General features: G+C 68.8%; 22 protein-coding genes and 1 pseudogene. 5 read left to right on the forward strand and 18 right to left on the reverse strand.

Annotation, left to right across the window (positions count from 1 at the left end):
• Positions 1-827: pseudogene (locus MAE01_RS15935) on the forward strand (hypothetical protein); the annotation flags it as partial.
• A 111-nt stretch (positions 828-938) separates the two neighbouring features.
• Here the strand turns inward: MAE01_RS15935 and rplI are convergent.
• The 5 genes from rplI to MAE01_RS07760 form a co-directional block, all read right to left on the reverse strand.
• Positions 939-1,391 (reverse strand): 50S ribosomal protein L9, encoded by a 453-nt coding sequence (gene rplI, locus MAE01_RS07740; RefSeq protein ID WP_147038989.1) that lies wholly within the window; start codon positions 1,389-1,391, stop codon positions 939-941.
• An 11-nt stretch (positions 1,392-1,402) separates the two neighbouring features.
• Positions 1,403-1,657 carry a 30S ribosomal protein S18 gene (rpsR, locus tag MAE01_RS07745; RefSeq protein ID WP_071641238.1) on the reverse strand — a complete coding sequence of 85 codons (255 nt, stop codon included), beginning with the start codon at positions 1,655-1,657 and terminating at the stop codon, positions 1,403-1,405.
• Between the two features lie 46 nt (positions 1,658-1,703).
• Complete coding sequence (locus MAE01_RS07750) at positions 1,704-2,210, reverse strand: single-stranded DNA-binding protein (RefSeq protein WP_147038990.1); 507 nt, start codon at positions 2,208-2,210, stop codon at positions 1,704-1,706.
• A 5-nt stretch (positions 2,211-2,215) separates the two neighbouring features.
• Positions 2,216-2,584 (reverse strand): 30S ribosomal protein S6, encoded by a 369-nt coding sequence (gene rpsF / locus MAE01_RS07755; RefSeq protein WP_147038991.1) that lies wholly within the window; start codon positions 2,582-2,584, stop codon positions 2,216-2,218.
• 119 nt (positions 2,585-2,703) lie between these two features.
• On the reverse strand, positions 2,704-3,645 hold the full coding sequence (locus tag MAE01_RS07760; RefSeq protein ID WP_147038992.1) for a cation diffusion facilitator family transporter: 942 nt from the start codon (positions 3,643-3,645) through the stop codon (positions 2,704-2,706).
• 146 nt (positions 3,646-3,791) lie between these two features.
• Here MAE01_RS07760 and MAE01_RS07765 point away from each other — a divergent pair, with 146 nt between their 5' ends.
• Positions 3,792-4,760 (forward strand): hypothetical protein, encoded by a 969-nt coding sequence (locus MAE01_RS07765; protein ID WP_147038993.1) that lies wholly within the window; start codon positions 3,792-3,794, stop codon positions 4,758-4,760.
• Positions 4,761-4,848: 88 nt separating this feature from the next.
• Here the strand turns inward: MAE01_RS07765 and MAE01_RS07770 are convergent, their stop codons facing one another.
• From MAE01_RS07770 to MAE01_RS07790, 5 genes are all read right to left on the reverse strand, one after another.
• Positions 4,849-6,225, reverse strand: a complete 1,377-nt coding sequence (locus MAE01_RS07770) for a DUF6716 putative glycosyltransferase (RefSeq protein WP_147038994.1) — start codon at positions 6,223-6,225, stop codon at positions 4,849-4,851.
• A gap of 4 nt (positions 6,226-6,229) precedes the next feature.
• Complete coding sequence (locus MAE01_RS07775) at positions 6,230-7,102, reverse strand: N-acetylneuraminate synthase family protein (RefSeq protein WP_147038995.1); 873 nt, start codon at positions 7,100-7,102, stop codon at positions 6,230-6,232.
• 73 nt (positions 7,103-7,175) lie between these two features.
• Entirely contained in the window at positions 7,176-8,363 is a 1,188-nt protein-coding gene (locus MAE01_RS07780; RefSeq protein WP_229718113.1) for an acylneuraminate cytidylyltransferase, read from the reverse strand.
• A 220-nt stretch (positions 8,364-8,583) separates the two neighbouring features.
• Complete coding sequence (locus tag MAE01_RS07785) at positions 8,584-9,933, reverse strand: polysialyltransferase family glycosyltransferase (RefSeq protein WP_147038997.1); 1,350 nt, start codon at positions 9,931-9,933, stop codon at positions 8,584-8,586.
• A complete protein-coding gene (locus tag MAE01_RS07790) occupies positions 9,930-10,910 on the reverse strand; it encodes a glycosyltransferase family 2 protein (protein ID WP_147038998.1) in 981 nt (326 codons plus the stop codon). Before MAE01_RS07790 ends, MAE01_RS07785 begins: the two co-directional genes overlap by 4 nt.
• A gap of 56 nt (positions 10,911-10,966) precedes the next feature.
• Between MAE01_RS07790 and MAE01_RS07795 the strand changes: the two genes are divergently transcribed.
• Positions 10,967-12,073 (forward strand): hypothetical protein, encoded by a 1,107-nt coding sequence (locus MAE01_RS07795; protein ID WP_147038999.1) that lies wholly within the window; start codon positions 10,967-10,969, stop codon positions 12,071-12,073.
• Positions 12,074-12,161: 88 nt separating this feature from the next.
• Here the strand turns inward: MAE01_RS07795 and MAE01_RS07800 are convergent, their stop codons facing one another.
• The 4 genes from MAE01_RS07800 to MAE01_RS07815 form a co-directional block, all read right to left on the reverse strand.
• Positions 12,162-13,238, reverse strand: a complete 1,077-nt coding sequence (locus MAE01_RS07800; protein WP_147039000.1) for an LLM class flavin-dependent oxidoreductase — start codon at positions 13,236-13,238, stop codon at positions 12,162-12,164.
• Positions 13,235-13,870, reverse strand: coding sequence for an alpha/beta hydrolase (locus MAE01_RS07805; RefSeq protein WP_147039001.1), 636 nt, complete (start codon positions 13,868-13,870; stop codon positions 13,235-13,237). Before MAE01_RS07805 ends, MAE01_RS07800 begins: the two co-directional genes overlap by 4 nt.
• A gap of 183 nt (positions 13,871-14,053) precedes the next feature.
• Complete coding sequence (locus MAE01_RS07810; RefSeq protein WP_147039002.1) at positions 14,054-15,511, reverse strand: CCA tRNA nucleotidyltransferase; 1,458 nt, start codon at positions 15,509-15,511, stop codon at positions 14,054-14,056.
• 177 nt (positions 15,512-15,688) lie between these two features.
• The gene (locus MAE01_RS07815) at positions 15,689-16,306 is read right to left on the reverse strand and encodes a TetR/AcrR family transcriptional regulator (RefSeq protein WP_147039003.1); all 618 of its coding nucleotides are present in this window, start codon (positions 16,304-16,306) and stop codon (positions 15,689-15,691) included.
• Positions 16,307-16,381: 75 nt separating this feature from the next.
• Here MAE01_RS07815 and MAE01_RS07820 point away from each other — a divergent pair, with 75 nt between their 5' ends.
• On the forward strand, positions 16,382-17,596 hold the full coding sequence (locus MAE01_RS07820; protein ID WP_147039004.1) for an FAD-dependent oxidoreductase: 1,215 nt from the start codon (positions 16,382-16,384) through the stop codon (positions 17,594-17,596).
• Between the two features lie 63 nt (positions 17,597-17,659).
• Here MAE01_RS07820 and MAE01_RS07825 read toward each other — a convergent pair whose 3' ends face one another.
• Positions 17,660-18,214, reverse strand: a complete 555-nt coding sequence (locus MAE01_RS07825; protein ID WP_147039005.1) for a small multidrug efflux protein — start codon at positions 18,212-18,214, stop codon at positions 17,660-17,662.
• Positions 18,215-18,285: 71 nt separating this feature from the next.
• Positions 18,286-18,981: a GOLPH3/VPS74 family protein gene (locus MAE01_RS07830; protein ID WP_147039006.1), complete on the reverse strand. Its 696-nt coding sequence runs from the start codon at positions 18,979-18,981 to the stop codon at positions 18,286-18,288.
• 67 nt (positions 18,982-19,048) lie between these two features.
• On the opposite strand from MAE01_RS07830, the gene MAE01_RS07835 reads away from it, so the two are divergent.
• Positions 19,049-19,648 carry a TetR family transcriptional regulator gene (locus MAE01_RS07835; RefSeq protein WP_147039007.1) on the forward strand — a complete coding sequence of 200 codons (600 nt, stop codon included), beginning with the start codon at positions 19,049-19,051 and terminating at the stop codon, positions 19,646-19,648.
• A 5-nt stretch (positions 19,649-19,653) separates the two neighbouring features.
• On the opposite strand, the gene MAE01_RS07840 is transcribed toward MAE01_RS07835, so the two are convergent.
• Positions 19,654-20,706 (reverse strand): LLM class flavin-dependent oxidoreductase, encoded by a 1,053-nt coding sequence (locus tag MAE01_RS07840; protein ID WP_147039008.1) that lies wholly within the window; start codon positions 20,704-20,706, stop codon positions 19,654-19,656.
• 30 nt (positions 20,707-20,736) lie between these two features.
• Positions 20,737-22,251, reverse strand: coding sequence for a DUF7059 domain-containing protein (locus MAE01_RS07845; protein ID WP_186806167.1), 1,515 nt, complete (start codon positions 22,249-22,251; stop codon positions 20,737-20,739).
• Positions 22,252-22,330 lie beyond the last annotated feature (79 nt).

Raw genomic sequence — 22,330 nt, forward strand, 5'->3', positions numbered from 1 at the left:
TTCTCGGAGACAGTGCCGTCACCAGCGGTGACTCCACCTCCACCGGCACCACCAGCCCGGCGGACGGCACCACGCCCACCACCGACGGAACCGACGGCACCGCCAGCGGATCCCAGGTGGTGGCACCGATCGCTGCACCGGTGACCGTCGGCGGCAACGCCATCGGTCTCCTCGGGGACAGCGCCGTCACCAGCGGCGACGCCACCACGGCCACCGAAACCACCGCCCCGGCGGCAGGCACTGCCCCGGTCACCGATGGCGCCGACGGCACGGCCAGCGGCACCCAGGTCGCTGCCCCCGTCGCCGCACCGGTGAACGCCACCGGCAACGCCATCGGCCTCCTCGGGGACAGCGCCGTCACCAGCGGCGACGCCACCACGGCCACCGGCACCACCACCCCGGCGGCCGGTGATGGAATCCTCACCGGCGGCAGCGACTCGGTCCTCGGCGGTACGCAGTTGGCGCTGCCGATCTCGGCTCCGATCACCGTCGGCGGAAACGCCGTGGGACTGATCGGCGACGCGACGGTGGACACACCGGCATCCGTCCCGGGCACTGACCCCGGCACTGACCCGGGCACAGTCCCGGGCACCAACCCCGGAACAGACCCCGGTACCAACCCGGGAACGGACACCGATCCCGGAACCACTCCGGGAACCGACTCCGGCGCCACCCCCGTCCCCAGCGGGCAGGGCGGCAACATCGCAGCAGCAGGCGGGGTCATGCTCGCCCAGACCGGCGCGGACACCCCGTTCGCCCCGGCACTGCTCGCCACGATGATGCTGCTGATCGGCACCGGACTGCTGCGACGTCGCGTCGCCGGCTGATCCCCATCACCGGCTGACGACGGTCCGACCCCAGCGGACGGACGTCGCGCACAGAAAAGGCGGATGCCCCGAGATCCGAAGATCCCGGGGCATCCGCCCAGCCGTGCAGCCTTACTTGGCGGCGACGACCTGAAGGGTGATGACGGCGACGACGTCCTCGTGCAGACGCACGGTCGCCTCGTGGTCACCGGTCGACTTGATCGGCGAGGTGATGGTCACCTTGCGCTTGTCGATGGTGCCCAGGCCCGAAGCCTCGACGGCGTCGGCGACGTGCTCGGTCTTGACCGAGCCGAACAGACGTCCGCCGTTGCCGGCCTTGACCGTCAGGCGGACCTTCTGGCCCTCGATCTTGTCCTTGAGCGCCACGGCCTCTTCGCGGTCGTGGATCGCGCGTGCCTTGCGGGCGGCCTGGATCGACTCGACCTGCTTGGCGCCGCCACGGGTCCACGCCGTAGCGAAGCCCTGGGGGATGAGGTAGTTGCGGGCGTACCCGTTCTTGACCTCGACAACGTCACCGGCGCTTCCGAGCCCGGCAACTTCGTTCGTGAGAATCAGCTTTGCCATGTCCGTACCCCTTAGCGGCCAGCGCCGGCGTAGGGCAGGAGAGCCATTTCGCGTGCGTTCTTGATCGCCTTGGCGATCAGACGCTGCTCCTGCACCGAGACTCCGGTGATACGACGGGCGCGGATCTTCCCACGCTCCGAGATGAACTTGCGAAGGGTCGCGACGTCCTTGTAGTCAATGACGCCGACCCGGATCGACTTCGCGGGAGCGGTGGGCTTGCCACCCTTCCGCGGCTTGCGGCGGTCGCCGCTCGACTTTCCAGCCATGGTTATTCCTTATTGATGAGCGGATGCCGAGGCATCCAGAAGTTGTTTAGAAAGGCGTGTCGTCGCCGAAGCTGCCCGGAGTGCTCCAGGCATCAGCGCTGGTCGACGAACCGGGCGTGGACCACGGCTCCTCCGACACCTGCTGCTGCTGCGCCGGACGCTGTCCGCCGCCGCCACCGGCGCCGCCGGAGGCTGCACGCGTGACCTGCGCCGTCGCGTAACGCAGCGACGGGCCGATCTCGTCGACCTCGAGCTCGATGGCCGTGCGGTTGTTGCCCTCACGGTCCTGGTAGGAGCGCTGACGCAGACGGCCCTGCGCGATGACGCGCATGCCCTTGGTCAGCGAACCCGCCACGTGCTCGGCGAACTCGCGCCACACGGACGCGCGGAGGAACAGCGCTTCGCCGTCCTTCCACTCGTTCGCCTGACGGTCGAAGGTCCGCGGCGTCGATGCGATGGTGAAGTTCGCCACCGGCAGCCCGTTCTGCGTGTAACGCAGCTCGGGGTCGGCCGTGAGGTTTCCCACCACGGTGATGACGGTTTCGCCGGCCATGAGACTCAGGCCTTCGCAGCCTTGGCGGCCTTGCGGGCAGCCTTCTCTTCGGAGCGCTTCGCCTCAGACGCGATCATGGCCTGTGCCTCTTCGGCACGCAGAACCTTGGTGCGCATGATCTGCTCGTTCAGCTTGAGCTGACGGTCGAGCTCCTGCGTGGCCTCGCTGGTAGCGGTGAAGTTGACGACGGCGTAGATGCCCTCGTTCTTCTTCTGGATCTCGTATGCGAGCCGGCGCTTGCCCCAGACATCGACGTTGTCCACAGAACCGCCATCGTTGGTGATGACCTTCAGGAACTTGTCGAGCGTGGGAGCAACCTGGCGCTCGTCGATCTCAGGGTTCAGAATGACCATGAGTTCGTACTGGTGCGTCACTTACCCACCTCCTTCGGACTTGAACGGTTTCCGGGACTTTCCCGGAAACAGGAGGGTGTGTGCACGTGCCCGCTCCTGGACCGCAGAATGCGGGCCGATGAGCAGACAACCACAGCAGTCTACTTCAGTTCCGGGCGTGTCGCGAACGAGGCGGCGAACTCGAGGGACGGCTCATCGTCCACGGAGAGCGAGAGGACGACGGTCTCGACGACTGGATGCGCCTCGATCTGCCGCTCGACCTCCCGGAGTCGGCGGGCGACGTCGTGCTCGCGCTCATCGCCGGCTAGGTCGATCTCGGCGACGATGAACAGACGGTTCGGGCCGACGTACTCGATGTGCAGGTAGGTGACCCGCTCGATCGCGGACGCCTCGAGAAGCGCCCTGCCAACGCGCGAGCGCAGCTCCGGCGCGGGGCTCGTGCCGACGATGAAGGCGAGGTTGCGTCCGATGAGGACGACGGCGACGATCGCCAGGAGGATGCCGACGAGGATCGACCCCACGGCATCCCACACCGCCTCTCCCGTGATCTGATGCAGCGCGATGGACCCGCCCGCGAGGATGAGGCCGATGAGCGCCGCGGCATCCTCGAAGAACACCGCCCGCAGCGTCGTGTCGCTCGTCTGGAGTACGAAGTCCCAGGTGGATGTGCGGCGCTCGCGTGCGAGCCGGCGCGAGCGGATGAGCGCCTGCGTGAACGACGCGCCCTCCAGCACGAACGCGATTCCGAGCACGATGTACGCGATCATCGGGTCTTCGACGGGCTCGTCGGAGGCAAGCTCCTGGATGCCGTGCATGATCGACACGATCGCGCCAGCGGTGAAGATGCCGAATGCGGCGATCAGCGACCAGACGAATGCGCTGCGCCCGTATCCGAGCGGATGCCGCTCATCCTTCTTGCGTCCGCCCTGACGATCGGCGATGAGCAGGAAGATCTCGTTGCCGGCATCCGCCCACGAGTGCGCCGCTTCGGCGACCATCGACGCAGAGGAGGTGAGGAAGGCGGCGATCGTCTTCGCGATCGCGACGAGGATGTTGGCGAGGAACGCGATGAGCACCGTCACGCGCCCAGGCTACGCCTGCCTTCGCCGCCCGGTGTCGCGAGAATTGCCTTGCCGCATGAGAATCGCGCTGCCAACGCAATTCTCGCCGCGCAATGCAATTCTCGCGAGCAGGTGACGGGCGGGAGCGCCCGGGTAGCGTGGTCGACATGGAGTGGATCGCGGACCCGATGGATGCCGGCGGCTGGCTGCGCGAGCGCCTGGACGATGACTGGTCGATGCACCACTTCGTGCCGCACGGGTTCGAGGCGTACGCACGCATCTTCCACCCCGCCGAGGTCCGATCGCTACCGGATCGAGCGGTTCCGACCATGGACGAATGGGTGCGGATGCCGGACGCCGAGCAGCAGCGCCTCATGGAGCAGTTCGTCGATGAGCCGGCATCGTGGGCGGACGCCGCAGCCGCCTTCGGCACGACCGTTCACGCGCTCGCGCAGTGGCAGCATCTCGTCCGTACGCCGACGGATGGTGACTGGCGCTCGCGCATCGCGCCGGACGGCCGCGAGTTCTCCTCGCCGAGCGAAGGCGAGATGTCGCCCGAGCTGCTGGCCGCGATCGCGCGACACCTCGTGGCACACACCTCGACCCCGGATGCCGGCTACGCGGCCCTGTGGGAAGGACGCGGCGGCCTGCTCGGGTTCTTCGGTGAAGGACCGAGCCGTGGCTTCTATGAGTTCACGGATGACCTCGCACACGCTCAGGTGTTGGGTCAGAGCTTCCGTGATCGCTTCAACAACCCCTTCCGAAAGCCGAAGTGGCAGCCCGGCATCCTCTCCGATGAGATCTCGAAGGGTCCGCGTCTCGAACTTCCCGACCGGAACCACGTGCTCTTCGCCGCCGCGCCAGCGGCATTCGCCGACCCGGACTGGATCCTCGATGCGCCCTGGCGCGATCGTGAGGCGGAGGGACACGGCTTCGATCCGTCAGCGCAGCATCCCAGCATCCTCTGGCCGGCCGATCGTGCCTGGGTGATGGTGAGCGAGATCGACTTCGACTCGACGATCGTCGCCGGTTCGAACGAGCTGATCCGAGCGATCTGCGCAGATCCCCCGATTGAAGCTCTACCGATCCGCGAGGGTTCATCGCTGCACTGGGATGCAGACGACATCAACCGCTGACCTCGAGAATTGCTTTCCCGCATGAGGATTGCAGTGCCAACACGATTCTCGCCGCGCAAAACAATTCTCGCGGCGGCAATGAACGAGCTCAGCGCCGCACGGGATCCTTCTGCGGCCTCGGCTCGAGGGTGTAGTCGGTCGTGGCATCCGCCCAGGTGTCCTCACCGGCGCGTCCGCGCGCGCGGCGCATCCCGAGGATCCCCTGCACCAGCGGAGCGCCGATGCCGAGCGCGACCTGACCGGTGAACGAGCGATCCTCGGATCCCAGCACGCTCTTGCGGTGCCAGGCGGCATGCAGCGTGCCACCGCGCCCCGCAGGCACTGTCTTCGCCGGCAGCACGCCCCCGCGGCGCAGCATCACGAGTTCCTGCACGCGATCCCACCAGTCCGATTCGGATGCCGGGTGGAAGTAGTTGTCGTGCATCCAGTCGGCGTCCGGATGCCGGAACCGCCGCGCGACGACGTCACCGGCGTCTCCGAGCAGACCGCTTCCGGCGAACACCGTGTTCAGCAGCGGCTTTCGCACGCCGAACGTGTCGAGCGCGATCACCGGGACGCCGCGTGCGATGGCCTCGACCGCCGCGGTCGAGCTGACCGTGACGAGCCCCTCCGCACGCGACAGCGCGAGCGCCATCGGCTCGTACGAGATCATGAGGTTCGCCGGCCGGTTCGCGAGCAGCTCAGTGTATGCGTCGCGCTCGAGATGCGTCTCGGCCTCGCCGGGGCGCGATCGCAGCTTCACCACGACGCGGCGGTTCGGTCGCGCGGCGGCGGCGCGGCGGAGGATGTCGACGAGAGTCTCGCGCTCATCCCGTTCGGCAGGGACGAGAGCCTGCGCGGCGAAGACGAGATCGGTGCCGCGGCGTTCCCGCTCGACCACGGCGACCCCTCCGCCCTGCGCATCTGCGGCGCCGACGGCATCCGCCGCCCCCGCACGCATGCGAGAGGCGGTGACGACCTGGGAAGCCCGGCGCGCATACGGCAGGGTCGCGAGCGCCATCGGCACGGCGATCCCGAGTCGGTCGCCGAGCGCCTCGTATGCGCGGATCTCGCGGTGCGAGTGCAGCACGAGCAGGTCGGATTCGCGCCGGTACTCCAGTGTTCCTCGCAGAGCGGGGATCGACATCCCGGGCAGGCCGCTGACGACGACCGGTCGCTGCTTCAACCGATCGATCACGCGGGCGATCAGGCGCACGAAATGCCCTCGGCCGGCGAGCACCACGACGTCGGGCAGGTGCCCCTGCAGCCATCCGGCGACTTCGTCGAAGCCGACACGGGTGACGGCTCCGTCTCCGATGATCGTGCCGGCGAGCGCCATATTCTCCTGCTCGCGGCTCACCGTCAGGGGTGTGCGCACGAGCAGCATGTGCCGACGGATACCCGGTACCGCGTCGAGCAGCGCCGCCGACCACTTCACGAAGGAGTCGGCATCCGCGATCGCGACGACGCGCAGTTCGCTGCTCATGGGGTCAGGCGCCCACCCGACGCAGCTTCGCCATCGGAGCCTGTTCGCCCGGGAAGACGCGCTTCACGCCGTCGCCGAGTGCCGCTTCGATGACGCGGATATCGCGCACGAGGTGCTCGAGTCCGGCGGGCTCAAGGGACGCGGCATGGTCGGAGCCCCACATCGTGCGGTCCAGTGTGATGTGCCTCTCGACGGCAACCGCGCCGAGCGCGACAGCGGCGAGAGAGATCTGGAGACCGCGTTCGTGACCCGAGTAGCCGACCGGCACGCCCGCGTAGCGATCGCGGAGCGTGGAGATCATGCGGAGGTTGGCCTCCTCCGGCTCCATCGGATAGGTGGAGGTGGCGTGCAGCAGGATGACGCGGTCGGTGTTCAGCACACCCATCGCGCGGTCGATCTGCTCCATCGTGGACATGCCCGTGGAGAGGATGACGGGCTTGCCGGTCTCACGGATCGCCTCGAGCAGCTCGGTGTCGGTGAGGCTCGCCGAGGCGACCTTGTGCGCGACCACGTTCAGGTCTTCGAGGAAGTCGACGCTCGGCACATCCCACGGCGACGCGAACCAATCGAGCCCGTGCAGCGTCGCATAGTCGCCGACCTCGATGTACTGGCCCCGGTCGAACTCCACCCGACGGCGGTAGTCGAGATAGGTCATCGTGCCCCACGGCGTCTCGCGTGGGACGTCGCGCATGTGCTCCGGCGTGGAGATCTCGGGGGTGCGCTTCTGGAACTTCACCGCGTTCGCGCCCGCGCGCGCCGCGACGTCGATCAGGCGCTTGGCGATCTCGACATCGCCGTTGTGGTTCAGGCCGATCTCCGCGATCACGTACGCGGACGATCCACCGCCGACCACATGCGATCCGATGCTGACGGTCATGTCGTCCTCCTGTCGTGGCGCGTCCCCTCCTTCCTGGGTACGCCGCGACAGTGAACATGGCGCATCGCGGAGGTTACCGGCGTCGGTCGGCTGACAGAACGCGTTCGATGAGCTCGCGCACGGCACCGTCTCCGCCGCCTCGCGTGAGCACGACGCGCGCCTGTGCGCGCACGAGCGGGTGCGCGTCCGCGACGGCGATCGGCCATCCGACCGCGCGCATCGCACCGAGGTCGTTGACGTCGTTGCCGAGATAGGCGATGTCGCTGAGCGCGATGCCCTGCTCCGCAGCCCACTCGGCGAGCGCCTGCGCCTTGTCATCGATCGCCTGCAGCACCGGCACCTGCAGCTTCCTGCCACGCGCGCCGACGACCGTGTTCGTCTCGGTGGAGAGGATCAGCATCGGGATGCCGGCGCGGCGCAGGCGCGAGACGCCCATGCCGTCCTCCCGGCTGACGCGCACGTGCTCGTGGCCATCACTGTCGATGAGCACGGTGTCGTCGGTGTGCACCCCGTCGAAGTCCGTGACGACGGCCACGACGTCGATCGCGCTCGGCCGGTCGAGGAGGGTCGCGACGGCGGATGCCACGGCGAGCTGCTGCTCGTCGTCGATCTCCATGGCAGTCTGCTCCGGGACCTCGACGATCCCGATGCGGCCGAAGAACCGGTGCCGAGCCGCACGGAATCCGCCAGCGGAGAACGCGTAGAACGCGCCGGTCTCGAGGTAGTGCGGCTCGCGGTCCTGGCGGCGCGGGCGGTGGTCGGCGGCGTGGTTGATCGCTTCAGCGTGATCGTCCTCGGCGCGGCGCCAGAGGAACCCGTAGGTCTCGTGCGCGGAGAACACGCTGTCGAAGCGGTCGTGCGTGATGTGCGCGACGGCCTCGTCGATCCTCTGACCGGCGATGAACGGAGACGTCGCCTGCATGAACACGACTGTGCCGACGGTGTCTCCGTTCGCCTCGAGTTCGTCCATGGCGTGCAGCAGTGCGCTCTCGGACGACGCGGCGTCGCCGGAGAGCTCGGCAGGGCGGCGGATGACGCGTGCTCCGGATGCCTCGCTGAGCTCGGCGATCTCGTCGTCATCGGTCGTGACGACGACGAGATCGATCGCGGATGCCGCGGCCGCCGACCTCACGGCGCGCTCGATGAGCGGGACGCCGCCGACGCGACGGAGGTTCTTGCGCGGGACGCCCTTCGACCCCCCGCGTGCCGGAATGATCGCGACGGTCAGGCCGTCGGCGCGGGAGTCGTGGTCGCGGGTCACGTCGTTCTCCTCAGGGGTCGCGTGTATTTCGGCGTGGTCTTCGGCGGGAGGGGTCGCATGTTGTCGCCCGAACCGCCGGGAAGCGACCATTTGCGACACCTCCGCACCGCAGCGCACCGGTCCAGTCCGGGGAGGGGTCGCGAGTTGTCGCCCCAACCGCCGGGAAGCGACGATTTGCGCCACCTTCCGAGCCCGAAGCGCGACGTGTCGTCACATCGGCTCATAGTCCCCGCACCACCTTCCACGCTCGTGCAGCGCGTCGGCGCGCGCCGTGCAGCGTCAGCCGCAATTCCTCGACTCGACCCACTCCCCCGGCCGACCGCAGCACGCGTCGCGGCAGGCTCTCCGAAGGCGCGCCCGGCAGCTGCAGTCGCGCCGACCGCGCGGGGTCGAAGTACCTGTCGCGCTCGGCGGCTGGCATCGACCGCAGCAGCTCCTCGGCGCGCGGACGCAACGACTCCGCGATCTTCGGCTGCATCGCGTAGCCGACGGCGTCGATCAGCAGCTGCAGCCGTTCAGGTTCGGCGTACGGCGAATCGGCTCGGGTGAGAGCATCCACGATCGTGACCGGCACCCGGTTGCTGTTCTCGAACGGGGTCAGTCGCCGCATCATCGTGCGGGTGCCGACCGCCGCGATCGGCCGCCCGTACAGTGCGCGGATCGTCGGCAGCGCGGTGGAGAACCCGGCGACGACGCCGACGGCATCCACGCGCTCGGCCACGATCTCTGCCGGCACCGGTCCGCGGTAGACGACGAACTCGACGCCCCTGCGCTCCGCCCGTTCGCGCACCGCGTCGGTGAGCGCGGGCGGCGCCGAGGGATGCGGCTTGAACACGACGCGGGCGGGGCTCCAGTCCAGGGCGCGGTCGATCATCTGCTGCTGCATCCGGATCTCCTCGTCCGGCTCGACGAGTCCGAGGGCGGCGAGGTACTGACCGAGGACGAGCGCGGTCGGGGTGCCGTCCGCGAGGGCGGCGAGCGCGGGGTCGTCTCCTCCCGTCTCGGCCAGTGCGGCGGCGAAACGATCGGTGGGCACCGGCATCCGCGTCGCACCAGACTCGCGGAACACGAGCGGTTCGACGCCGGGCACGACGTCGGCGTACACGACGCGGCCGATGCGGGCGACGACTCCGCGCGGCAGTGCGACGCGGATCGGCGAATAGGTCATGAGGCCGTCGCCGATGACCGTGAGGCGGGCGTTCGGGAAGAGCGACATCAGCGTTCGAGCGGGCGCGACCTGAGGGCTCTGGATGCAGAGTTCGAGGTCGTCGTCGAGCCGCCAAGCCCGTTCGATGAGGCGGCGCAGCACCGGGAGCTCCTCCTCGTCCGGATCCCAGGAACTCGGATGCCGCGGCTGCAGCAGCGCGTCGAGCGATTCGATCCGGTCGAACCGGGCCCTCAGCGGCGCCAGCTGCGCGTGCGCATCGATGCCGACCGTCGTCTCAGGAACCCGAGCGGAGTTGAACGGGACGAGCACTCGCTCGCCTCGTCCGTCGAACAGGCCTTCGTCGATCCCGGCCGCGGCGGTCGTCAGTCCATAGCCGCTGTGCAGCGCGAACAGTGTGGTCATGTCGTGCGACCCGCCTTCCGCAGCGACCGCGCGAGCACGCGCCGTCGCGGGCCGTCGAGTCGCTGCAGCGCTCGGCCGGCCTCGTCGGAGGGAAGACGGGCGAGGAGCAGGCGGATGCCGTCCCGCATCTCACGGCGCAGCCCGCCGTCCATCTGCCGCGAGCGCACAATGTGGTGCGAGCTCAACGCCAACACCGTCTGCACCACCTTGGGGAGGAAGCGCTCCGCCTCGGCATCCTGTTGTACGAGATCCAGCGCCTGCGACATGGCCGCCGTGAAGTCCAGCTGCCGACGGTCCCGGGCCTGAGTGAGCGAGGTCGTGACGCCGCGCCGGTACAGCAGAGCAGGCGCGTCCACGACGGCGAACCGGCGAGCCTGCAGATGCAGCCGCCAGATCCACGGTCGGTCCTCGGCGGTGAACAGCCCGTCCGGAAACGCCGCGAGACCCTCGTCGATGACGCGGCGGTGGAAAATGCCCGCCCACGCGAACGGGTAGTCGACCATGGTCTTGTCGTCAGCGGGGAGGATCGCGTCGCGCGGAGCTGTGGGGATGCCGCGCCACGGGTGCGGGGCGCGGATGAGCCTGCGGTCCTGGTCGCTCACCCGGACGTGGTCGGTGCGCAGGAAGTCGCACTCCAGCTGCCCCAGCCGCTCGGTGAGAACCTGCAGCCGGTGCGGCTGCATCCAGTCGTCGCCGTCGATGAAGCAGAACGCATCGCCGTCGACGTGCGCGAGTCCCTGGTTGCGGGCCGTGGCGAGTCCGCGGGCCCGCGGGTTGACGAGCACCTCGACGTGCGCGAACCGTTCGGCGTACTCCCGCATGATGTCGCCCGTGCCGTCACTCGAACCGTCGTCGATCGCCACGAGCTTGAGGGCCGAGCGGTCGTCGAACTGGCGCAGCAGGGTCTCGAGCGTCGTGCCGATGTACGGCGCGGCATCCTTCGCGGGAAGGATCGCGGTGACTCTGGCGGCGTGCATGGGCCCCGATGCTGGCATCCGGACGTTAACGCCAGGTGACCGGTTAGCGTGGAGGCGTGACGACGCCCACTCCCCTCTCGTTCGACGCCCGTCCGCTCACCGAACCCGTCGATCCGAAAGACGTCACGGCGTTCGCGCGCGAGATGCGAGCACGCAAGGGCGGCGGCGTCTCGGCGGGCACGGTGATCGCGATCATCGTGATCTCGCTCATGCTCGTCATCGCGGTGCCGATGGTGGCGCTCGGGATCATCGCCGGCGTCCGCAGCGGGGCGCCCGTCGTCGGCCTGCCATTCCTGCTGATCCTCGTCGTGATCGTCATCGTCGGTGTCGTGCTGTTCTTCGGGTACCGGCGCAGCCGCGTGACCCGCTATCGACTGAACCGGTTCGCGTCCGCCAACGGCATGACCTACGAGGATCGGGTCGACGACCCGCCGCTGCCCGGCATGATCTTCAGCATCGGCCGGTCGCGTCACGCGAAGCAACTGGTCCGCGGTCACTCGCCGCGGTTCGTCGAGTTCGGCAACTACCAGTACACGGTGAAGTCCGGCAAGAACTCCACGACGTATCGGTGGGGATACGTCGCCGTGAAGCTCGACGTTCCGCTGCCGAACATCGTGCTGGACGCGCTCGGCAACAACGGGTTCGGCTCGAACCTGCCGGCCTCGTTCCGCCGGGACCAGCGCCTCTCTCTCGAGGGCGACTTCGACAAGTACTTCACCCTGTACTGCCCCGAGGGCTACGAGCAGCACGCCCTCTATCTGTTCACGCCCGACATCATGGCGCGCTTCGTGGACAACGCCGCTGAGCTCGACGTCGAGATCGTGGACGACTGGCTGTTCCTGTACACCAAGCGCGAGGCGTCGACGCTGGACCCGTCGACCTGGGCGTGGCTGTTCGGCGCCGTCGGCGCGCTGATCACGAAGCTCGACCAGTGGGCGCGGTGGCGCGATGACCGGCTGGCAGCCGCATCACCCGCACGTTCGTTCACCGATGCCGCACCGGGATCGCATGCGCTTCCGTTCGCCCCGCCGGCCGGGATGCTTCAGCCGCCGCCCGGCGTCGCGAAGCAGGGTCGGCGGCTGAAGCGCGGCGGCTCCTGGATCACGGTCGCCATCGTGGTGGTGTTCGCCGTCGGCTGGATGGTGCTGCAGGCGATCCGCTGAGTTGGCCTGCGAGACGGAGTTTCCCGCACGAAACCGCGGTTGTGGACGCCCGTCTCGTGCCAGAAACCCCGTCTCACGGGAGGCGCGTTCAGGCGAGTGCCCTGCGCACCTCCGGCAGCACCTCGGTCGCGAGCAGCTCGATCGAGCGCAGCGTGTCCCGCTGGCTGATCCCGCCGAGACCGACCTGGGCGAGGAAGCGGGTGTGTCCGAGCATCTCGTGCTCCCACAGGATCTTGTCGACGATCTCGGCCGAGCTTCCCGCGAACAGCGCTCCCCCGGGGTTCGCCCATGTGTCGAGCGTGTCACGGTCGAGCTGCCCGCCCCGCGGCATGTTCTCGGCGAAGTAGGCGGCGTAGTGCGGGAAGAACGCGTCGCGCGCGGCCTGCGTGGTCTCGGCCGCGTGGAAGTGGGAGGTGACGCCCAGCTGCGGCGCTGCGTGTCCAGCGGCCGTCGCGGACTCCCGGTGGAGAGCCGCGAGCGCGCGGAACCTGGTCGGAGCGCCGAGGATCGCCAGGTACATCGGCAGGCCGAGTGCGCCGGCGCGCGCGGCGGATGTCGGGGTGCCACCGACGGCGACCCAGACGGGCAGCTTCTCCTGCTGCGGGCGCGGATAGATGCCGGCATCCCGAAGCGGCGCACGGGTCGACCCGGACCAGGTGACCTCGCCGCTCTCGCGGGCGGCGAGCAGCAGGCCGAGCCGGTCCTCGAAGTATTCGTCGTACCGGCCGAGGTCCTGACCGAACAGCGGGAACGACTCGATGTACGCGCCGCGCCCGGCGGTGATCTCCGCCCGCCCGCCGCTGAGCAGGTCGAGCGTCGCGAACTCCTCGTGCAGCCGGACCGGGTCTGCGCTCGAGAGCACGGAGACGGTGCTCGTGAGGCGGATGCGCTCGGTCTCACGCGCCGCGGCGGCCAGCACCATCTGCGGGGAGGAGACGGCGAAGTCCGGGCGGTGGTGCTCGCCGACCCCGAAGACGTCGAGGCCAGCCTGATCGGCGGCCCGCGCCCACTCCAGGATCTGCTTGAGGCGCGCTGCCGGGTCGGTGAACGCGCCATCGGGGGTGCGGTTCAGTTCGCCGAACGTGAAGATGCCGATCTCGAACGGCGTGCCGCCGGCGAGACGGGGATTGCTGCGCGAAACGGGGGTGCCTGACACTGGTCTCATGCCAGAATCCCCGTCTCGCGAAGCTGCAAAGCTAGGAACTCGCGGACGTCTGCCAGCTCCTCTGCACTGATCCCATGCCCGAGTCCGGGGTAGCGCCGGTCGGTGAGAGTGGTGTGCGCCGGCGCCCACACGTCGGTGCGAGCGATCGCATCCGGGTGGATGACGCGGTCCTCTGTTCCGCGGCCGAGGAACATCGCCGGCCGGGTCTCCCGCAGCACGGCATCCGCCTTCTGCTCGCCAGCGGCGACGAACCCGCCGAGCACGACAGGGGCAAGAACGCGATCGGGCACGGTGCGCAGCAACTGCGTCGCCATGAGCCCGCCCTGCGAGAAGCCGATGGGGACGATGCGGGCGCCGGTCGGCAGCGCGGCATCCGCCCACGCCAAGACAGCGTCGGTCGCAGCATCCAGTGCCTGCTGATCCGGATGCCCCGGCGTCACGATCCGGAACCAGGCGTACCCGCCCGGCATGACTTCGATCGGTGCGCGCAGCGAAGCCCACGGCATCCCCTCCGGAAGCGCGGATGTCAGCGCGGTGAGATCCTGCTCGTTCGAGCCGTAGCCGTGCAGGAAGACGGCGACGATGTCGGCCTGCTCCGCCCAGTTCTCGGAGACGATCGCGTGCAGCGTCATCTCGTCTGCACCTGGGTGTGGGTCGTGGTCATGCTGGCTCCTCCGAAGTATTTACTTGCAGATGCAACCAACCGTCGCCGGAAACCATTCCCAACCGGGGAGGGGTCGCAAGTGGTCGCCATCGACGCGGAGTAGCGACCATCCGCGACCCATCCGGCGCCGAACAGTCGAACAGCCGAGCGCTCAGCCCCGGGCGGCCCACCAGTCGCGCAGGCGCTGCTCGGCGGCATCCGGCCCGATCACGCCCTCGTCCAGGCGCAGGTCGAGCAAGAACTTGTACGCCTCGCCCACCTCGCGTCCGGGCTTGATGCCCAGCACCTCCTGGATGCGGTTGCCGTCGAGCTCGGGGCGCATGGAGTCGAGCTCCTCCTGCTCACGCAGATCGGCGATGCGCTTCTCGATGTCGTCGTAGGCGGATGACAGACGCGAGGCCTTGCGCCGGTTGCGCGTTGTCACGTCCGCACGGGTGAGGATGTGCAGGCGCTCGAGCAGGTCGCCGGCATCGCGCACGTAGCGACGAACCGCGGCATCCGTCCACGCACCCTCGGCGTAGCCGAAGAAGCGCAGGTGCAACTCGATGAGAGTGGCGACGGCATCCGTCGTCTCGCCGTCGAAGCGCAGGGCCTGCAGGCGCTTGCGCGCCATGCGCGAGCCGACCACATCGTGGTGATGGAACGTCACCGCTCCCCCGTCCTCGAGCTTGCGGGTGCGGGGCTTGCCGATGTCGTGCAGCAGGGCGGCGATGCGCAGCGGCACATCGGGCGCCTCGCCGGGGTGACGGGAGTGCTCCAGCTCGATCGCCTGCTGCAGCACGGTCAGCGAGTGTTCGTAGACGTCCTTGTGGTGGTGGTGCTCGTCGACCTCGAGGCGCAGCGCGCTGACCTCGGGCATGAACTCGTCGATGAGTCCGGTGTCGACGAGGACGCGGATGCCGCGGACCGGGTCGTCGGTCTGCATGAGCCGCACGAGCTCGCCCTGGATGCGCTCCGGGCTGACGATCTTCAGGGTCTCGCGCAGACGCGTGATGGCGTCGCGGGTGTCATCGGCGATCTCGAAGCCGAGCTGCGCGCTGAAGCGGGCGGCGCGCAGCATCCGGAGCGGGTCGTCGCCGAAACTCACGTTCGGGTCGGTCGGGGTGCGCAGGATGCCGGCGACGAGATCCTCCACGCCGCCGGTCGGGTCGACGAGCTTGAAGGTCCGTTCCTGTTCCGGTTGCTGCGCCGGTGACGCGACCTGCAGCGCCATGGCATTCACCCGGAAGTCACGGCGCACGAGGTCGCCGTCGATCGTGTCGCCGAACTCGACGGTGGGCTTGCGGGTGACGCCGTCATAGCTGTCGGCGCGGTAGGTCGTGATCTCGACCTGCTCGCCGCGCACCCTGGCACCGATCGTGCCGAACGCGCGGCCGATGTCCCACTGCGCGGTCGAGATCGGAGTGACGATCTTCAGGATCTCGTCGGGTGACGCGTTCGTCGTGAAGTCGAGATCGTGCACGTCGCGGCCGAGCAGCGCATCGCGCACCGGGCCGCCGACGACAGCGAGTTCGAACCCTGCCGTCTGGAATGCGTCGGCGACCGCAGAGACGACCGGTCCTTCGGCGAGCGCGCGCAGGCGTGCGAGCCCCTCGGCCATGTTCAGCATGGGTTCCAGGTTACCGGGCGTGCGGTCGCGGTCACGGTCGCGCCTGCCGGCACAGCACCCCGCGCACACATTCGCCGGGCACAGATTCGGATCCCAGTGGCGACGCGCCGCGGCATCCCGCCCGGCTTTCGGCGTGTCCGCCCCAAGATCCGAAGTTGTGCCAGGCGGAAGGCCCGATCACGTCGCGAGCAGCCGGCGCAGCACAAGGCCGGGGGCGGATGCCGCGACCGCGGCCCGCTCGGCGGTGATGGCACCGTCGGCGAGCGCCCACTCGTCGATCGCGCGCAGTGCCGCGAAGACGATGTCCGCCTGCAGGTCGAGCGGGAGGTCGTCGCGCACCGCGCGCGAGGTACGTCCTGTCCTCAGCATCCCTTCCACCCAGGCGCGCACGGTCCCCAGCAGCTCGGCGCGCGCCCCAGATGCGGAAACGGCAGTCCCCGGCAGATAGAAGATCCGTCCCAGGTGCTGGAGCGCGGGTGTCGCGGACAGTGCCGCGAACTGCTCGAGAAGTTCATCGACGTGCCTCCAGAACGCCCGCGCACCGAACTCGGCGAACTCGGCCGGCGCCGGTGCCGTCCAGAGCGCGGCGACGTCGGCGATCAGCATCCGCACGACCGTGTCGAACAGCTCGTCCTTGGACCCGACGAAGTGATAGAACGAGCTCTTGCTCATGCCGGCGGCGCGGATGATGCGGTTCAGGGACGCGCCTTCGTACCCGGCGCGCGCGAACTCCGTCACGGTCGCCTCGGCGAGCGCGCTGCGACGCTCGGGCGTCAGCCGGGTGGATTCGTCCATGTCGCGATCATACTGGACCACCCGGTCCACGCGGGTCTAGACTGTGGACCACCCGGTCCAGTCAGGAGGTTTGCCATGCTCATCGCCACCAAGCTGCAGGATCAGCTCGACGCGCAGCGGGAGGATCGCCTGCGAGCGCTGATCGCCGGAGCCGGCGTCGCGGGACTCACGCTGGCGGCGCTCCTGCGGAAGCAGGGTCTGCATCCTGTGCTCATCGAGCGGATGCCACGCATGGAGCATCCCGGTTACATGCTGGCACTCATGCCGACGGTCGATCCGGCCTTGAACGATCTCGGTGTGCACGACGAGTATCTCGCGCGCAGCGCGCCCCTCGCCCGCTACTCGTTCCGCTCCCACCGCGGCAGGACGCTGCGCACCGACGACCTCGGCGCGATGCTCCAGATCCACGGCGACTATCAGGGCATCGACCGCGGGGCGCTCAGCGAGGTGCTCACCAGCGGTGGGTGCCCGGTGTCGTTCGACACGACGGTCACCGCTATCGACCACGAAGTCTGGTTCAGCTCCGGAGAGCGGGCGTCCTTCGACCTGGTCGTCGCCGCCGACGGCATCCACTCCCGCACGCGCGATCTGCTCGACGTCGGGGAGGTCGCAACGCTCGACACCGGCTGGGCGGGCTGGGTCACGTGGTCGGACGCGCTCGGAGACGATCCGGCGCTCGGCGAGGAGCTGTGGGGCGACGGCTTCTTCCTCGGCGCGTACCCCGTGAAGGACCGGCTCGGCATCTTCCTGGGCGGACCGGTCGACGAACTGGACATCGGGCCGGCCGCGTTCGCCGCGCGCGTGCGCGACGCGGCTCCCGAGATCGGCCCCCGCCTGCGATCGGCATTGGATGCCGTCACCGCCGACCCCGAGCCGTACCTGTGGCCACTCACCGACGTCCGAGCCGAGCGATGGGTCGACACAGACAGGCACACCGTGCTTCTCGGCGACGCCGCATCCGGATTCCTCCCCACCGCAGGAATCGGCGCCGGGATGGCGATGGAATCGGCATGGATGCTGGGGAGGATGCTCGCACACGCCGACCGCACGAACCTCGCCGCATTGCTGACCGAATGGGAGCGGGTGCAGAAGCCGCGGGTGGAATCGGCGCAGTCGAACTCGCGGATGCTGGCGAAACTGATGTTCCGTCGCGGACGGGTCATCGCGTGGCTGCGGGAGACCGCGATGCGGTTGATGACGGTGCGGTCGGTGCTGGGTCCGATCGTCCGGCTCGTCGCAGATCAGCCCGACCCGGACGAGGTGGCGAAGCGAGTGCTCAGCGGTCGGTGAGATCGCCCGAACGACGATGCGCCGCCCTGGACTCGGCCGGGGCGGCGCATCGTGCTTCAGATCTCAGCCCGTGATGAGCGCGAGCACTCCGGTCGCGATGAGGGTGGTCATGGTCGTCCAGAGGAAGATCGCGATTCCCTGCCACAGCAGCACCCAGCTCTTGGACACCCCGGTGGATACCAGCAGGGCAGAGGTGAACTGGGTCGGGATGGCGAGCGGGCCCAGGATGCTGGCCCCTGGCACGCCGAAGCGCACGAGGAACTTCTTGAAGCGACGCACGCCCTTCGACTCGGGCTTGGGCTCGGCGAGGTAACCCGACGAATTCGCGCCGCCCGACGCGGAGGCACCGACGGCGACGAGCTCGGCTCGCTGCGCACGTCGCGCGACGATCAGCGCGCGGATGCGAGCGCCGAAGACGACGACGACGAAAACGGAGGCGAAGTTGCCCGCCATGGCAGCGCCCGCTGAGACGAACGGGTTCAGGCCCGCCCAGACTCCGAGCACCGAAGCCAGCTCGGCCTCGAGGAACGGGATCGCTGCTGCGACGGCGACGATGAGCGGCTGCACGAAGAACGGCACCTGCGACATCAGGTTCTGCAGGAATTCGATGATGTTCATGTTCTTTCCTTTTGGGGTCTGTGAACACTCCGAACACCGCCGGGTACGGCGGGAACGGAAGATGGGGTGTGTCAGCGGTTCGCTACGACCGCGCTGACGATGAGAGAGTTCGCGACAATGGCGACCATTGTGCGGGTGACGGCGGCTGCGGCTGCTCCTGCCGCCCAGTCGCCCTGCTCCAGGCTCTTCGCCCTCGTGGCAGTCGCTCCGGACCACGGGATCTCTCGATGCAGAACCGGAAGAGACCCGCTGGCGGAGACGAGAGCTGTGAGAGCAGCGATGTGGTCGCTGGGCTGTGCGCCGTCGACGAGCACGGAGCGCATGTCTGCGACGAACTCCGCGCGTCGGCCGCTGTTCCCCTCGACGATGGCCGTCGTCGGGAACAGTCCGAGCGCGCGCCGCTTCTGCCTACAGAGGTGACCACGCTCCATGAGGCGTTCGAGCACTGGCGTGCGCAACGTCGGCCCGCTCGCCGCGAGAACAGTCTGAACGTCCCGCGGCTTCTGGCTGATGTAGTCCCACATCGGACGGAGCAGTTCGTCTTCGGGCGGTTCACCGTCTGCATGGATCCGGGTGCCGCGGATTCCGGCATCCTCGATCCTGACGTGACCGCGCTGAGCGAGATCGGTCAACGCACCCGCGCCGAGTACGTAGAAGAGCGTGTTCTCGCCCGCGATCGTGCCCGAGTCGGGTTGAAACAGCACGAGGAGAAGATCCTCGGTGATCAGCGTGCGAGTGCGCTGGGAGCGGATGCTGTCGTCGGTCATGAGTCGATACTAGCACACTGTGCCGGTACAGTGTGCTAGTCGTCTAGGATCGACGACAGGAGGATCGATGAGCACACGGGATCGGATCATCGCTGCAGCGACGGAGATGATGCAGGAGGGCGCGCCCCGACTGAGCGTCCGGGCCGTCGCAGCACGCGCCGGCGTCGGTGCGAGCACACTCCGTCACCACTTCCCCACGCAGCGCGATCTGATCAATGCCGCGCTCACCGCCACGTACGACGCAGCCATGCCTGACGAGCGCATCCGCGACACGTCGATGCCTGCGCGCGAGCGGCTTCGGGAATGCCTCCGTCGGCTGCTGGACCCGTTCGCTGAGCCGGCTGAGGCGCGCGAGGTGTGGACGAATCTGCTTCGCATGTTCGCGGAAGCCGAAGCCGACCCGAAGACTCGTGCCGGCTACCAGGTGCTGGTGGGCGAGGCCGAGCGTCGGATCAGTGCCTGGCTCGCGATTCTCGAGGAGGAAGGGGCACTGCCGCCCGGCGACAACGCCACGCGGTCTGATTTCCTGCTCACTTTCATCGACGGACTGTCGATCGCGCGCGCACTGCCGCCCAGCGATCAGCGCCTTGAGGACGAGACCAGGTCTCTGGCCTTCGCGGTGGACGCGGTCTTCGATGTCGTGTCCCGCGCGCGACCGCCGCAGTAGGGCGCTCAGACCGGGTCGCCCTGCACCGGCCCCTCGGTGTTCGGCTTCCACCCGAGCGCGGGCGCGACGTGTTCGGCGAACGCCTGCAGCACGTGCAGGTTGTAGTCGACTCCCAGCTGGTTCGGGATCGTCAGCATGAGGGTGTCGGCGGCCATCACTGCCTCGTCCTGCTTCAGCTGTGAGATCAGGACATCCGGCTCAGCCGCGTACGTCTTGCCGAATGTCGAGCGGAAGCCGTCGATGATGCCGATCTGGTCGCCGTTCTCGGCGCTGCGCAGACCGAAGTAGGCGCGATCCATGTCGGACACGAGCGGGAAGACGCTGCGGCTCACCGACACTCGCGGGGTACCGGTGTGGCCCGCCGCCTTGTATGCGGCGCGGTACTGGTCGATCTGCTCGCGCTGCAGTTCGTGGAACGGCACCCCGGTCGCCTCGGTCAGCAGGGTCGAGCTCATGAGGTTGAGGCCCTTGCGTCCGGTCTCCTCTGCGGTCGCCCGCGACCCGGAGCCCCACCAGATGTGGTCGCGCAGCGTCTCGGATCGTGGTTCGATCGCCAGGTACCGGCCCTCGCCGACCTGCTGCGGGTCGCCCTGCACGACACCCGCCCCATCGATCGCCTCGAGGAACAGCTCGAACTTGTCACGGGCGAGGTCGCCTCCGCGCGGGTCCTCCGACCCGACATATCCGAACGCCTCGTAGCCGCGCAGCGCCGTCTCGGGTGAACCTCGGCTCACGCCGAGCGCGATGCGGCCGCGGGCGATCAGGTCGAGAGCGGCGGCCTCCTCAGCGAACTGCAGCGGATTCTCGTACCGCATGTCGATCACACCGGTGCCGACCTCGATCCGCTCGGTCTTCGCCGCCATCGCCGCCAGGAGCGGCATGGGAGACGCGGCCTGGCGCGCGAAGTGGTGCACGCGCACGTAGGCGCCGTTCACTCCGATCTCATCTGCCCCGACGGTGAGGTCGATGGTCTGGTGCAGCATGTCGCCGGCGGTGCGGGTGCCCGACCCGGGCACGGGCGCGTAGTGCCCGAACGAGAGAAATCCGAAAGCCTTCATGCTCTTATGCAACCGAATGGATGCCGGTGACTATTCCCCCGCGACGAGGAACCCGTCCCGCACCAGCTCGCGGATGCGGGGCTCCAGCTCGTTCCACAGCTCTGCCAGCGGCACCTCGAACAGGTCGGCGAGCGCCGCGGCGATCTGCGCCACGGTGAGCTCTCCGTCGCAGGCTCCGACGAACCCGGCAAGCGCAGAATCCGCTGCGACAATGCGCCCGAATCCGCCGCCCTGCCGCAGTTCGATCACGCTCGGATCGTCATTGCCCGGCATGTAATGCCGCGCCTCTGTGACATCGGATGCCGTCACCAGCGTCTGCGGGATGCCGGCACCGAGCACGTCATGCGCGGCCAGCCCGTCACGCAATGCGCGCCCCGGAGCCGATAACGGCTGGGACAGCGTCTCGAACCTGCGCAGCGGATCGAGGCCGTCCGCCGCGCGGCGCAGCAGCACGTACCCGAAACCGATCGCCGTGACGCCTCGTGCAGAGAAGTCATCCAGCCAGGCTTCCAGCATCCGCCCGAACGCCGCCTCGCGCGGCGTCGTACCGCCGTCGCGGATCCACAGCTCGGCGTATGCCAGCGGCGTGAGCTCTTCCCGCTGGATGACCCACGCGTCGAGCCCGGCCCCGATCCATGACTCCAGGCGCTCAAGGCCCCCGACCGAATCGAGCGACTCCCAGTTGCCGAGCAACTGCGCGATGCCACCCGGTGTGAGGTGCGCCGGCGCCTCACGCACGAACTGCTCGACGAGCGCATCGCCGATGAGGCCGCCGTCGCGGTACTCGTACGCCGTGACCCCGTCCACCCGCGGTGTGATGACGAACGGCGGGTTCGAGACGATGAGATCGAACGCCTCGCCGACGACGGGCTCGAACATGCTCCCCTGACGGAACGTGATGTTGCTCACGCCGTTGAGCCGAGCGTTCAGCGCGGCGAAGGCGAGTGCGCGGGTCGAAACATCCGTGGCAACGACCTCCCCGGCGTGGCGAGAGACCAGCAGCGCCTGAATCCCGCACCCGGTGCCGAGATCGAGGGCCCGCGAAACGGGAACGGGCACGATCAGCTCGGCCAGCGTGCGGGATGCTCCGCCCACTCCGAGCACGTGATCGGCGGGCAGCTCGGTTCCCAGCGCCAGCTCGTCGAGATCGCTGGCGATCCACCACTCGCCGACCCCGTCGGCATCGACGAACGACTGCGGACGCAGCAGCGCCGTGGGCACGGCATCCGCACCGTCGACACGCGCGAGACCCAACGCGACGAGACCGTCGGCACCGAGGCGCGGCAAGGCGTCCGCGACCGCGTCGGCGCGCTGGGGCATCCCGAGCATGAGAAGGCGGCCGAGCGTCGCGAGCACACCGTCATCGCCTGCGATCGCACGCAGCAGGGGCTCGCGTACGCCGCGCCCCAGGGCGTCATCCGCCTCTTCTCCCCACAGCCGCCGCAGCGGTTCGGAGCGGTAATCGGCCGCGTCCAGATCGGCGGCGAGCGCGGCGACATGAGCGGGATCGGGGACGGGCGGAAGGGCGTCTGACACGGCCGTCACTCTACGCGCCTTCAGGCATCCCTGAACGCGCCCGCCTAGAATTACGGCGTCCCAACTCACGGGTTCGCCGCAGCGGCGC

Source organism: Microbacterium aerolatum (assembly GCF_007988825.1).
Lineage (GTDB): Bacteria > Actinomycetota > Actinomycetes > Actinomycetales > Microbacteriaceae > Microbacterium > Microbacterium aerolatum.

Excerpts from the sequence above, each read along its gene's own strand:
- MAE01_RS07770 (WP_147038994.1), bottom strand. The coding sequence starts at position 6,225 with ATGAGCAGCGAACTGCGCGTCGTCGCGATCGCGGATGCCGACTCCTTC.
- MAE01_RS07840 (WP_147039008.1), bottom strand. The coding sequence starts at position 20,706 with ATGAAGGCTTTCGGATTTCTCTCGTTCGGGCACTACGCGCCCGTGCCC.
- MAE01_RS07765 (WP_147038993.1), top strand. The coding sequence starts at position 3,792 with ATGGAGTGGATCGCGGACCCGATGGATGCCGGCGGCTGGCTGCGCGAG.
- MAE01_RS07810 (WP_147039002.1), bottom strand. The coding sequence starts at position 15,511 with ATGCTGAACATGGCCGAGGGGCTCGCACGCCTGCGCGCGCTCGCCGAA.
- rpsR (WP_071641238.1), bottom strand. The coding sequence starts at position 1,657 with ATGGCTGGAAAGTCGAGCGGCGACCGCCGCAAGCCGCGGAAGGGTGGC.
- MAE01_RS07835 (WP_147039007.1), top strand. The coding sequence starts at position 19,049 with ATGAGCACACGGGATCGGATCATCGCTGCAGCGACGGAGATGATGCAG.
- MAE01_RS07815 (WP_147039003.1), bottom strand. The coding sequence starts at position 16,306 with ATGGACGAATCCACCCGGCTGACGCCCGAGCGTCGCAGCGCGCTCGCC.
- MAE01_RS07830 (WP_147039006.1), bottom strand. The coding sequence starts at position 18,981 with ATGACCGACGACAGCATCCGCTCCCAGCGCACTCGCACGCTGATCACC.
- MAE01_RS07825 (WP_147039005.1), bottom strand. The coding sequence starts at position 18,214 with ATGAACATCATCGAATTCCTGCAGAACCTGATGTCGCAGGTGCCGTTC.
- MAE01_RS07820 (WP_147039004.1), top strand. The coding sequence starts at position 16,382 with ATGCTCATCGCCACCAAGCTGCAGGATCAGCTCGACGCGCAGCGGGAG.
- MAE01_RS07800 (WP_147039000.1), bottom strand. The coding sequence starts at position 13,238 with ATGAGACCAGTGTCAGGCACCCCCGTTTCGCGCAGCAATCCCCGTCTC.
- MAE01_RS07750 (WP_147038990.1), bottom strand. The coding sequence starts at position 2,210 with ATGGCCGGCGAAACCGTCATCACCGTGGTGGGAAACCTCACGGCCGAC.
- MAE01_RS07775 (WP_147038995.1), bottom strand. The coding sequence starts at position 7,102 with ATGACCGTCAGCATCGGATCGCATGTGGTCGGCGGTGGATCGTCCGCG.
- MAE01_RS07790 (WP_147038998.1), bottom strand. The coding sequence starts at position 10,910 with ATGCACGCCGCCAGAGTCACCGCGATCCTTCCCGCGAAGGATGCCGCG.
- MAE01_RS07805 (WP_147039001.1), bottom strand. The coding sequence starts at position 13,870 with ATGACGCTGCACGCGATCGTCTCCGAGAACTGGGCGGAGCAGGCCGAC.
- rplI (WP_147038989.1), bottom strand. The coding sequence starts at position 1,391 with ATGGCAAAGCTGATTCTCACGAACGAAGTTGCCGGGCTCGGAAGCGCC.
- MAE01_RS07785 (WP_147038997.1), bottom strand. The coding sequence starts at position 9,933 with ATGACCACACTGTTCGCGCTGCACAGCGGCTATGGACTGACGACCGCC.